Genomic DNA, 14,064 nt, shown 5'->3' with positions numbered 1-14,064 from the left:
TTTCTTCTCCTCCTACATCCAATCCAAAATCTGAATCTTGTTTTCTTCAGTCCAAACGCCGACATCCCCTGTCGGATAGAGGTATTCGCCAGTTTGATGTTTGAATGGGTGCAGAATTTTATGCGTCTCCATCCAATCGGCAAGCTCCCCGCAAAGTGCTTTGATGTCCTTTGCACCGATAAAAATATCTCCAGGAAATCCTACCGGCATGAGCTGATGCGCTTCGCTCAGGACATATATTTCCGTTTCACAGGAAGGATCATGCACACCTGAATAGACCTCTTCTTGATCTGGGTACAGCACGCTGACTTGTGCATTTTTCGCCCAATCGGTGATCATCCGCTCTTTTTCTTCATTCGTGACGATCGTGAAGGAAGAGAGGGGTGTCTCCATTTGTTCTGTCATCGCTTCAAGTGTGTGGATCAGCTGCTGCATCAGCGATTGTATTTGCTTTTCTGTATATTGATTGAAGCGGTATGTGACCCGCAGCTCCAGCGTCTCTCCCGGAACTGCCACAAGGGTCAGGTCATAGTTCGTTTCTTCATGACTCTCAATGTCTAAAATGCGTACACCGTATGGCTCAATAGATTCAATCGGATAGTTTTCAAACACGACAATACTGTTAAACAATGAATCTCCATTCGGAATGTGGGTCAGCTGCTGAATATCCGGCAGTACGGTATATTCGAATTCCCGCATCTGAAAAACTGTGTCCTGTGTATGTGCCAGCAACTTGGAAATGCTCCACTCTGGCGTGATCGGCAAACGGAGCGGCAATGTGTTTATAAAGAGCCCTGTCATGCTTTCAACCTGTGGTAAATCCGCCGGCCGTCCTGATACTGTCACTCCGAACACGACATCCTCAGATCCTGAATGAAGATGCAAAAGCAGCCCCCATGCTGTCTGAATCAGGGTGCTCATTGTCACCTTCTGCGTGCCTGTCATCTCTTCGAGTTTCTGCTGCATCTCGGGCGTTAGTTTGATACTTAGCTGATCAACACCTGCTTCTTGATCCGAAGCATGCCCGCCGTCTCCTGGAAGCGGTGTAGCCTCCTCTACTCCTGACATATAACCTTTCCAGAACTCTAGCGCCTTCTCTTGATCCTGCTTTTGCAGCCACTCGATAAAATCTTTATATGGACGTACAGCAGGAAGATCCACCTCCCGTTCATCCACAAGAGAGCGATACAAAGAAAAGGATTCTTCAATAAAGCTGAACAAGCTCCAGCCATCGATTAAAATATGATGAAAGCTAAAAACAAACGTGCATGTGTTTTTATCACGATGGAATAAAGCAATACGAATCAGCGGTTCATCCGTATCTTCTAGTTTGAAATCCTTTGACCGATCTGTTTGCAAATATTGCTGAATGGCTTCCTTCTGATCCGTTTCACTCAGGTGGCGCACATCGTGCTGAGTGAGCTGAATACTTCCTTCTAATTGAATCAACTGAACAGGCTCCTTTAGCCCTTCCCAAGCAAATGTTGTCCGCAAAATCGAATGACGCTCCACAAGCAGATTCCAGGCCTTTTCATAGGCTGCGCCGTCCGTTAAGCCTTCGAGTGTCATATGCACTTGACCAAAATACGCCTGTGACGCTTGATCTAATAATGCATGAAACAGCATCCCTTGCTGCATTGGAGATAGTGGATACACATCCACTACACCATCTGGAAGCTCATCGATTTGCTTTTGCGTCAGCTGAACCATTGGAAAATCAGATGGCGTAAAGCCGCCTTTTGTCTCTACACAATGCGTCAGAATATCCTCCATTTTTTCTTTGAACCGTTCAGGTAACAAGCGCACCTCTTCATACTGAAGCAGTTCCCGATGGATCATAAAATTCATCTGAAGCTGACCGTTCACAACATATCCGTACACATCGATCAAATGCTGTCTTTCTGCTTTTGGATCATGTACAAGTCCATTTCGTTCATCTGCTAAATAAAGATGTGCTTCACCGTCTATTTGATCTAACTGTCCAAGATAATTAAAGCTCATCTGCGGCGCTGCCTTTTTGAGTAAACGAGATGCTGTCATGTATTGAAGCAAGCCATAGCCGATTCCCTTTTGCGGCACAGCTCTTAAGGTTTCTTTGACATCTTTGATTTGTCTCTCAATATCGGTTTGAATAAAAGGAATAAAAATAGGATAAGAGCTTGTAAACCATCCGACTGTTCGTGACAAATCCATCTGTTCAAATAAATCCTCGCGTCCGTGCCCTTCTAACGTTATGAGCAGCGGCTTTCCAACGGCTTGCGTGAGTCCTGATAAGAGTAAATCGTTTACCTCTGTTCGGTACGCTTGTGATGCCTGCCTTAGTAAAATATCTGTTTGATTCTTCGTCAATTGAATAGACAGGATCTCTGCATGTTCTTCTATATTGAAAAGTGCAGGGGTTTGAAAAGGAGAACCCTCTTCCTCTTGGCTCGTGATCTTTTGCCAAAAAGGAACCTGCTCTTGTAATTGATCGGTTTGTGCGTATTCATAAAGAGCATCTGCCCACTGCTGATAGGACGCAGTTTTCTTTGCAAGCGCGATTTCCTGCCCTGCCGCAAGCTGCTTCAGTCCATTTAATAGGTCTTCTTGTATGATGCGCCATGAGATTCCATCCATCACAAGATGATGGGCAGCGATAAAGAGTTCAGACGTACCATCACTTGTGTGAAAAAGAATGGCTTTGATTACTTCTCCCCGCTCTAATGACAACGTTTCTTGACAAGCGGCGGTCTCCATGCGAATTTGTTCCAGCGCTTCCTCATGAGAAACACTCGTCAAATCAAAGAAGGTGACACAAGGGGTGATGCCAGGCGCACGAATGGTTTGAATCCATGATCCATCTGCTGTTTTTGTATACATCGCTCTCAGCATATCGTGATGATCGACAATTTTTGAGAGAACCTGTGTCAGCTGCTTTAGCTGTATAGATTGCTTGAATTCCATATGCGCTGATAAATTCCAATAATCTTGGTTTGTCATTGATTGCTCAAAGAACCATGATTGGATTGGAAGCAGACGAACATCTCCTGTGACAGGCGATTGATCATAGGACGCAGCAGCATCTGACCTTTTCATAGCGAGTGCCAGCTGTGAAATCGTCTGTTTTTCAAATACATCTCTCGGCTGAATGACGTAGCCTTCCTGTGCTAAGCGCGCCATCATTTGTATGACAATAATCGAATCCCCGCCAAGCTCAAAGTAGTTATCATGTACGCCAATCGAAGGCGTACCGAGCAGCTGAGTCCACACTTTTTCCAGTAAGCGTTCTTCCTCACTGAGTGCCCTGTCAGCCGGTATGTCCACTTCTTCCTGTCTCCACTCTGGCGGCGGGAGACGTTTTTGGTCTACCTTGCCATTTGCCGTGAGCGGGAGTTCCTCCAGCTCTATTAATAGGCTTGGCACCATATAATCTGGCAGTATTTCTTTTAATTGATAACGAATGTCTTGCGTGGTCATGCTGCCCTTTTGGACAAAATAACCGATCAATCGCTTGTGACCACTCTCATGCTGATGCGGAATGACCGCACATTCTATGATGTCTTCAAAGCGCAGCATGGCGGCTTCAATTTCTCCGCATTCGACGCGGTGTCCGCGAATTTTTACTTGATGATCAATTCTTCCAAGGCAGTCGATGATGCCGTTTGGCAGCCAGCGGCCCATATCGCCTGTTTTATATAAACGCGCTCCTTCTTGGAAAGGATGCGGGATAAATGATTGCGATGTTTTTTCTTCATCTCCAAGGTATCCGAGTGCAAGCCCTGTACCGCCTACGTAGATCTCTCCAATGACACCTTGCGGAACCGGCTGCAGCTGGTCGTCTAGTACATAGGCCTGTGAATACGCAATTGGCTGACCGATAGGAACCGAAGTCTGCCCCTCATCCACTGCCCGAATGTGATGCACACAGGAGAACGTCGTATTCTCAGTTGGTCCATAGCCGTTTAATAGGCCTTCAGGTAAATACGGCAGCGCTTTACGGATATGAGCAGCTGACAAAGCATCACCACCGACCAATAAGGCATCGAATCCAGATAAAGCTTCTGGATGTTCCTCTGTTAATCGGTTAAACAGCGGTACTGTCAGAAATCCTGTTGTGATCTTGTAAGATGTCAGCGTATCAGCCAGTGTATCCATTGATAAGATCGTATTTCGATCGGTCAGTATCAGCCTTCCGCCGTTGAGCAGGGCTCCCCATATTTCATACGTAAAGGCATCAAAGGAAAAGCTCGCGATTTGCAAAATACGCGTTTGTTCATTAAGGGTGACATAATCTGTTTCACATACAAGCCGGATGACCGCTTGATGCGGAATTAAAACTCCTTTTGGCTGACCGGTTGATCCTGATGTGTAATTGATATAAGCGAGTCCATCAGGTTTTAAAGCAGCAGACTTGAGTTCTGCCTCTGATAAAAACTCTTCATACCCCTGATCAAGACAAATGAGCTCGGTTTGACTGATTGAGACTTGTTTCAGCCATTCATTTTTTGTCAGTAACAGCTGAATACCTGTATCCCTCAGCATATAATCAATGCGTGCATCTGGATATTCAGGATCAATTGGGACGTAGGCCCCGCCTGCTTTCACAATCGCCAGCACCCCAAAAATCATTTCAGGCGACCTGTCAATTAGAAGCCCTACTGGTTCATGCGGCTTCACTCCTCGCTGCTGCAGATAAGCAGCAAGCCGATCGACTTTCTCTTGTAACTCCTGATACGTCCACTGTTTTTCCCCAGATTCGAGGGCGATCGCATGAGGTGTCTTTTTCACCTGCGCTTCAAACCGTTCTGTGATGAGAAGCGGGCCTACTGGTTGTTCTGTGTTGCCGCTCCATTCATAGAGCAGCTGATCCCTCTCTTTCTCTGGCAGGTAATTCATTTGTCTGATTGGCTGTGCTGGATTTTCACAAATACACGCAAGCAGCTGCTCGTAGTAACGAAGGAACCGTTCCATCGTGTCGTCAGAAAATAAGTCTGCATCATACTCCAGTTTTACTTGAAGACCCTCCGCTCCTTCAAAAACAAACAGGGATAGATCGAATTTGGCCGTATCATTATCTTCAATGGCTAAAACGGATGTCACCTCACCCATCGGAGAAGCTTCAAGGGGCAGGTTTTGCAGAACAAACATGACCTGAAACAGCGGCTGCTTGCCAGCCTCACGTACAATATTCAGCTCATCTACCACCATCTCAAACGGCACATCCTGATGCGCATAGGCGCCCATTGTTGTTTCCTTCACTCGCTCTAATAGCTCTGTGAAAGCTGGATTGCCGCTATGATCAATCCGAAGTGCCAGTGTATTCACGAAAAAGCCGATGAGCTGCTCCATCTCCGTCCGATTTCTCCCGGCAATGACGGATCCAATGACAAACTCATCCTGTGAAGACAATCGATGCAGCAAAGTAGAGAAAGCCGAAAGTAATGTCATATAAAGGGTGCTGTCTGTTTTCTGAGAAAGAGCAGCCAACTGGTCAGACAACGGCTTCGACAAGCGGTATTTTTTCGTTTTTCCCCTATAGGATTGAACGGCCGGACGCGTGTAGTCATACGGCAACATCAACTCTTCCACAGGTACCGCAAATTGCTCCTTCCAATAGGAAAGCTGCTTCTGAAGCGTTTCTCCCGTCAAATACTCCTTCTGCCAAAGTGCGTAATCTGCATATTGAATCGGCAGCGGTGAGAGATCAGGCTCCCTCCCTTCGATCATCGCTGTATACCACTCGGACAGCTCCTTTGCGGCAATGCCAATCGACCAGCCATCTGATACGATGTGGTGAATGGACATCAGCAGCAAATGATCTGTGTCTGACAGCCGAATTAGTTTCGCGCGAAAAAGTGCATCATGCTCTAAGCGGAAAGGTGTGCCCGCTTCTTTTTTCGCCCACTCAGCCGCTTTTTGTTCTTTTTCTTCCTGTGATGAAAGATCTGATATATCGACAACCTCAAGCGCTGGAAGAGTCATATGCTCATGTATGATCTGTACCGGTTCATCGCCGTTCATTGCAAAGGATGTTCTGAGTGATTCATGCCTTTGCACCATTTGCTGCAGGCTGCGCTGAAGCACCTTTACATCTAAAGGTCCATTCATCCGAAAGGAAATCGTATTATTGTATAATGGCAGATCAGGCTGTAATTGATAAAGAAACCACTGTCTTTGCTGAGCATAGGACATCGGAAGCTCCTGACCCTTTTCTATTTTCCGTATCGGAATCGCTTCATCGGCTTTGGCATGTGAATCAATCCAGTCCGCTAACTCTCCAAGTCTCGTATGCTCAAAAAGAACGGTGAGCGGCACGTCAAATCCCGTTTTCTGTCTAACAGCAGACAGCATTTGCGTTGCCTTGAGCGAATGACCTCCGAGTAAAAAGAAATGATCACCACAGCTGATGTTTGAGACATCAAGCAGTTCGGACCAAATATGTGCCAAAAGTTTCTCCGTCTTAGTTTGAGGTGCTCTGTCCTCTGAATCATGTCCACTTTCCTCTATTAATTCATTGAAATACACTTCGTCCGGCATCCCATCCTCTGTTTCTTTCCAGTATTCTTCAGGATATAGATGGACGGAACATTCACCTGAGAGACGAGACTGTATACACGTATAAATGGATTGATACAGCCTTTCTTCAAAAGCCTTTGTTTGATCGGTTTTGAAAAAGACATATACGGCCTGCTCTGTTTGTATTTCCCCTTGTATCATCTCTTGAATTTCCTGCTTCGACCGATCCAGCCCGATATAAATGAGAGGAGCATCTGTCATCAAGCATGCCAGCATTGTTTGAATGCCCGCCCGTTTTGGAATCGGGAGATAACCTCTTTCTTTTAGCATGCCTTTGATCATTGAGCCTTCACTCATTCCGGTCTCATCCCACATGCTAAAGCTAAAGCAATACGGCTTTACAGTAGATGTCAGCCTCTGATAATGAGCAAATTGTTCAACGAACTCATTGGCCGCGCAATAAGCGCCAACGGTCATCCCGCCCTTTAACGTTCGAGCTGACGAGCTGGAAAGGAATAAGACATTGTGCCGTTTAGAGGCTGCTTCATGAAGCGAAATCGTGCCATATACCTTCGCTTCGTACATCGCATGTAATGAAACAGACGTCATGTCACGAAGCAGCTCTTCTTGAATGATGCCAGCGAAATGAATAACGCCATGCAGCCTTTTGCCTAAAGCCGTCTCCTGTCTTGAAATCAGGGTTTCAATGGCTTTTGCGTCAGTAATGTCTACTTTTTCATAAAGAACGGTGCCGCCGCGCTTTTCCGCTAGATTCTCAAGTGAAATCAATACGTCATGCTGCTCCGCAGATAAAGCCTCTCGCGCCTTTCTTCCAACCAGCACAAGATGCGCTTGATAGGATGTCAGCAGGTGCTCACTCAGCATTCTTCCAATGCCGCCAAGCCCGCCTGTCATCACATAAAGCCCGGAAGATTCAAATGGCGGTTTCTTCACCCTTTGTTCTTTTTCTAGATGAAGCGGTGTTAAAAGAGGAGTATAACGAACACCTTCACGATAAGCGGCGATATGATGGCTTGTGTCATGTGTGAGCTCTGTCATGATCGATGATGCATGAGAACGGCCAGCATCGGGTTCTGTCAGAGAAAAATCAAGACACCGCACCTTGATAAACGGCCATTCATGCTGAACAGCTGTCATCAGTCCTGCTGTCGTTGCTTTCTCCACATCATGTGTTTGATCTTCCGGCAAGTTCATCGCATGAGCAGAGACAAAGGTGATCTCTACCGGCTCCTCATAGGCAGCGATCGCTTTTGTTACATATAAGGCACTCATGCTGCCAGTTTTCTGTGCTTCTTTTGCCAACGCTGCATGAAGTGTGTCTTCTTGAGTTGTGTAGTTCCAAAGGTGAATGATTTGTTTCACCGAAACGCCATACGAACGGAGTGTCTCAAAGAGTTGTTCGTAGTCAGACGGCCGATTCGGGTGGATGATGAAGTGTGTATGTGTGAGTTGTGTGAATGCTTGACCCGGTTCAACCGTAATATACGTTTGTTCATTGCTTGAAAGGGATTTTAATTGATCTGCCAGCCCTAATGTGTCTGCAAAGATCACCATGTTCCCTGCTGTTTGTTTTTCAGCTTCATGAAGCGGAGCAGGTGTCCACTCCTTTTGTAAACTCCAATCAGGCAAGGTGTGTTCATTTTCAAGTCTAATGTCCAGCTCCTTGATGATTTCATCAAATTCGCCTTCCTGCCATCGCTTCTTAAGCTGTGCCCTTTCTATTTTTCCAGAGCTTGTTTTCGGAAAGGCATGCTTCTGGACAGGAATCACGCGCGATGCAGACAGCCCCATTTTTGTCGCAATATGGGATTTAATATCCTGACTTGCCCTCATGATATAAGAAGGTTCATACAGCTTCGGTGTAAAAAAGAGAATCAGCTCGTCGGATGCAGATGCTTCCATCCGGGCGGAACAGGCCGCTACAAAGCTCGTTTCGACGCCGGGTACTTCCTCTGCAATGACTTCTATTTCATAGTTGTGATAATTTTTCCCGTTGATGATGATCATGTCTTTTTCTCTTCCGGTTAATGTCAGCCTTCCTTCGTGCAGAAAACCTAAATCCCCCGTGTGAAACCAGCCGTCTGTTTGAAAGACTTCTTGATTCGCTTCGTCATTCTTGTAATAGCCCTTCATTGTCGTCGGCCCTTTAATTTGCACACTGCCAATATGATCTTCGGGAAGAAGCTCATGCTGATGATTCACGATACGAATCGTGATACCCGGAATCGGTCTTCCCAGCTCTGTAAAGCTGACGGTTCCTGTCTCACGTGCCTCCGCTGGTCTTAGCTGCTCTGTGAGTGATGTTTCCTCAAAGGTTAGAACCCCGCTGTTTTCATCTCCCCGCTCTATCGCAAAAGAGAAGACAACGGCTGAAGAGATTTCAGACATGCCGAATGCCGGTCTAATGACATCTCCCTTTAAGCCGTGCGGAGCCAGCAAGTGTAAAAATCGGTGAATTGTCTTCGGTACGACCGCTTCTGCCCCATTGATCATACAAGTCATAGCAGAAAGATCCCAAGATCCTGACGAAATGTCTTTCTCATAATCATTGATCATCGCAAATGCGAAGTTAGGCGCCCATGTTTTCGTTGCACGGTAGCGGTCCATCCAGTCAAGCCAGCGCAGCGGCTGAGCGATAAAATCATCTGTTCTTGCCCGAACCTGCTCACAGCCCGTGTACACATTGACTAGGTGAAACATCACAATACCGCCAATATGATCTAAAGGCATCCAGTCTAACGACACATCCTCTTGTGTAAACCCATTGGCTGCCACTGTTCCTTTGACATTCGCCAGCACGCTTCGATGAGAATGTTCTACGCATTTGGGCATCCCTGTACTTCCAGACGTTAAGATAAAAAAGACTGAATCATCCGGTGACGCGGGATAAGCTTCTATATCTCTTGCTAAAGTAAGCATCGGCTCAACGGCTGCAACACGTAACTTGTCTGTATGCCACAATAAAGCTAAGCCTTGCACCTCATCAATCAGCGAGTCATCTGTTAAAATGAGCGGATGCTCCAGCAGGTGCCACGCATGATGAAGTTTCTTCACGGAGGCATTCATTTCCCGATAGGTCGGTGCAGCGGACACTAGTGTTGGAACAAATCCGCCTAACACACACGCCCAAAAGGCTGTTACCATCGCATGATTGGATGAAAACTGAAAGAACACAGGATCACCCGGTTCAAGTCCTAATGCCCTCAAACCTGTCAGAACCCGCTCAGCGTCCTCCTTTAACTGCGCGTAGGATTGCGTGAGTTCATTCTCACTATTGACGATATAAGTCAGACCATTTGTCGTTTTTGCCGCCTCTGTTAAGGCGTCCTGTAAGGTTTGGGCTCCTGCGTTAACATCTAGATCCCCTCCATAGGAAAGGGCGGGCGGCATGTCCGCTAAAGCAGGGGAAGCCGTTTGCGTCTGTATCGATTCAGCTGCGGCCTCCTGCTCCATGTGATTGTCGAGAAATAAATGAGAGAGGTGATATGGCCGCGGTCGAATGGTTTTTTCACGAGAAAAAACAGCGAAGCGTTCGATTTCGTTGGTTTGTAAAATGGTTCTCTGTACATCTTGTAAAATCGTATCCATTGTTTCATGTACATTTGGTTCGTTCATAATTGATGGTTTCATATGAGTTCCTTTCCTTTTTTGACAGGCAGGGCTGCCAATATGCACCCCTGCCTGAACTAAAGTTTACAAAACGGCTTCTCTATTTTTTTGATTAATTATCTTTTGGATCAGCTGGGCATTTTGAGCTGCACATTCTTTGTTTTTGAACATGTCAGCGTGCTCACCGTAGCCTTGATAATAGCGATAAGCACCGGTCGTCGCTTCTTCCCAATGATCCATCCAATCTGGAATCTCAATTTGCTCTTCTGATTGGATGAAATCAATATCTGCTTGTATCTTTCCTTGATTCACCCCCTTAACAAATGTTTCATAATAGGCCCTCGTTTTTTGAGCAAGCGCTTCTTGAACGAGCTCTCCTTGGGCAAGTTCACTTTGCTTTGATTGATGGACAATCGCTGCGATATCGTCATCGATGGATCGTCCTTCTAAATCACTTTCTCCAATTTTCTTATAGGAATCGATCATAATGACCTTTTCCACCGTCCGTCCTGCTTGTTCAAGCGATTGAACGAGCTCAAAGGCCAGATAGCAGCCGCCAGAGTAGCCCATCAAAGTCAGCGGTCCTTCAGGCTGAAGGTGCTGGATATGATGAACGTATTGCGTCATGCGGTGATTAGCTTCAATAAAGTCAAAGGCGATCAAACGAACGCTATCAAGCGTTTTGGCGGCTTCCTGATAGATAAAGCCATAGCCAGGTAATGGCGGAAGAGCAAAGACTGTTGAAGTTTGAGATTCATTGAATACAAGATAGCCGGCAGCTTCATGATCCTGCTGTTGAATATAACGGCTGATGGCTTCAATTGTCGGCGTCTCAAACAGCAAGTGAATAGGCACCTGAACATCGAATTCCTTCGACACCTTTGATAAAAGCGACATCGCTTTTAAAGAATGTCCGCCAATCTCAAAGAAATGGTCATCTGTACTGATATCATCTCGTTCAAGCACTTCACGCCACATGACAAGCAGCTTTTGTTCTACCTCATTGGCCGGAAGCTTCACATGGCGGTTTCCTTGAGGCGCCTCTGGCTTTGGCAGCTGACGTTTATCAACTTTTCCATTTGGTGTCAGCGGCATTTTCTCAAGTCTGATCAGCTCATGAGGCTGCATGTATGCCGGAAGTTTCTCCTTCAGCCCTGACTTGATCACATCCACTTTGTCCTTCCACTCATCCTCACACGTCATATAAGCGAGCAGTCTTGTATGCTGTGACGAGCCATGCTGATCCGTTATAAGGGCAGCTTGCTTTACGCCCGGATGCATGAGAAGGTGGGCTTCAATTTCTGTCAGCTCAATTCGGTGGCCGCGAATTTTCACCTGATCGTCCACTCTGCCTGCATACTCAATCAGACCGTCTGCTCGAAAATAAGCCAAATCACCCGTACGATACAGCCTTTCTCCCGCAGCAAATGGATGTGTGATAAAGGCTTCTTTTGTCAGATCAGGACGGTTCAAATATCCCTTCGCAAGTCCTTTGCCGCTGAGACAAAGTTCTCCGACCATTCCAATCGGCTGAAGCTGTCCTTGCTGGCTCAATATATAAGCACCCGTTTGGTTAATCGGCTTTCCGATTGGAATAGAATAAGCTTCGATCGGCGGAGCTTCATCTACAGGATAATAGGTGGCGAAAACCGTTGATTCAGTTGGGCCGTAGACATTGATTAGTCTGCCTTTCCCCATGACATCAAAGGCTTTTCTCACATGCTGTACAGATGCACGTTCCCCTCCGAACAGCACCTTGCGCACACTGCGCATCCAATCAGTTTCTTCATCAATAAGAAGATTAAATAAAGCAGTTGGAACAAACATGACAGAAATGCTTTCTCTTTTAATCAGCTCCGTCAGTTCGTGCATATCTAAAATGGTGTCTTTTTTCGGCAGGACAAGCTTTGCTCCGTTTAAAAGCGCACCATATACATCAAAGGTAAAGCCATCAAATACGCTGTTGGATAGCGACAGCAGTGTATCTGTTTCTGAAATGGTTAAGTAGTTCGTATTTTTGACCACCCGGGCAATATTGGAATGGGTGGTCATGATGCCTTTTGGCTGACCTGTTGTGCCTGATGTATACATGATATATGCCGTATCGTGTAAACCTGCTTCCAGCGGCAGATTCTCTGAGCTCATTAGTGAAATCTCCTGATCATCTGCAAACAGATACGTGCCATCAAACGCGAGTCCCTTCGCCTGACCAATAAAGGATGAGTGAGTCAGAAGATGCGTTACTCCGCTGTCTTTAAGCATGTATTGAATGCGGCTTTCTGGATAATCAGGATCGATTGGCACATAGGCTGCGCCTGCTTTTAAAACAGCAAGCAGACTGACAATGAGATCAGGCGTTCGATCGGCTAAAATGGCGATGACCGTTTGATGTTCGGCTCCATTTTTTTGCAAATGCCTTGCCAATCGATTGGCCTGTTCATTCAGCTCGGCATATGTCATCGTCTGCTCTTCTGCTGATAGCGCCACTGCATTTGGCTGTTTGCGGACATTATGCTCAAACCATTTCGATAAATACAGCTGGTCATGCTCAAGCTCAGGTGCATTCCATTCCTCAAGAATCAGCTGTTTTTCCTGTTTTGTGACGAGTGGGAGTGTATGAACCGATTGATCGGGATGCTTGACCGCCTCATTGATCAATAGGCTGAGCTGTTCCTTTAACTTATGAACAAATTGAGGATCAAACGCTCTTTGGTTAAAGGCAAGCTTCAATAGTAATTCTTCTCCAGGCGATGCGAGCAGATTGAGATCATAGTTTGATTTTTCATAGACATTCATGTCCTCCACCGTGAACCCTAACCGTGCCTCTTGCTCGTCCTTCTTTGCGGCTGGAACATTTTCAAACACAACAATATGATCAATGAGCTGCTGCTGACCTGTCTTTGCTTGAATATCATAAATCGGAATATATTGGTGCGGCTCGGCTACAAGAGACTGCTGCTGTGTTTCTGACAGGAGCGCACGAAATGTCATGTGATCTGTCAGCTGAATTCTTCTTGGGATGACATTGATGAACAACCCAACCATCCTGTCAACGCCAGCCAAATCTGCCGGACGTCCTGACACAACTGTTCCAAACAGCACATCATTTGACCGCTGATACCTGCTCAGCAGAACCGACCAGACTGATTGAAGCGCACTGCTTAACGTCGCATTTTGCTGCAGCGCTAACTCTGATAAAGCGGCCGTTTCTTCTTTGCTCATGGACCATTCAATTTCGCCTAATTCATGTTCATTCGTCTGTTTCCGCTGCTCTTTAAAGGTCGATTGTCCATCAAACCCCGCTAATGATTGCTGCCAATATTGAAGTGATGCTTGCTTATCTTGTTTTTCCAGCCACTTTATATATTCTTTATATGGTTTGACCGGCGCTAACTTGTAAGGGATGTCATGTAAAAGTGCATGATAAATCGCAAATAACTCCTGCACCACAAGTCCAAAGCACCAGCCATCCAGAAGGATATGATGATAGCTCCATATCCAGCGATAGCTGGCAGGGCCCGTTTGGAAAACAGACGCCCGCATGAGAGAATCCTTCGAGAGGTCAAATCCTCTCAGCTGATCCTGTTGTTTGAATTTATCTATACGTTCAAGCTGTTCGTCTTCAGAAAGATCTTGCAAGTCCACAACATCAAGTGTAAAAGGACGTTCTTTTAGTACAACTTGGACAGGGCGCTTTACTTTTTCGTGGAGAAACACGGTACGAAAAATATCGTACCGCTCCACGATGATATTCATGCTTTTCTCAAGTAAGTCATAACGCAGTGTGCCCTTAACGTTCATATCCATTTGCTCTACATAAAAGCCCTTTTCTTGATGATGGAGGGTATGAAACAGCATTCCTTCTTGCATCGGTGACAGATAATACATGTCTTGAACTTGATCCCTTTTAAATTGACTCATCTATTTCATCCTCCCTTC

Annotated in this window: 2 protein-coding genes; both read right to left on the bottom strand. The window is 46.0% G+C overall.

Annotated elements, in window-relative coordinates; translation table 11 throughout:
- Positions 1-12: 12 nt before the first annotated feature.
- Positions 13-10,146 carry a non-ribosomal peptide synthetase gene (locus tag NSQ25_RS01970; RefSeq protein ID WP_326136067.1) on the bottom strand — a complete coding sequence of 3,378 codons (10,134 nt, stop codon included), beginning with the start codon at positions 10,144-10,146 and terminating at the stop codon, positions 13-15.
- Between the two features lie 63 nt (positions 10,147-10,209).
- Entirely contained in the window at positions 10,210-14,046 is a 3,837-nt protein-coding gene (locus NSQ25_RS01965) for an amino acid adenylation domain-containing protein (protein ID WP_326136068.1), read from the bottom strand.
- Positions 14,047-14,064 lie beyond the last annotated feature (18 nt).

Source organism: Bacillus sp. FSL R5-0512 (assembly GCF_038593295.1).
Lineage (GTDB): Bacteria > Bacillota > Bacilli > Bacillales > Bacillaceae > Bacillus > Bacillus safensis.
The sequence above is the reverse complement of the archived record's forward strand: the minus strand, read 5'-3'. Positions and strand labels throughout refer to the sequence as shown.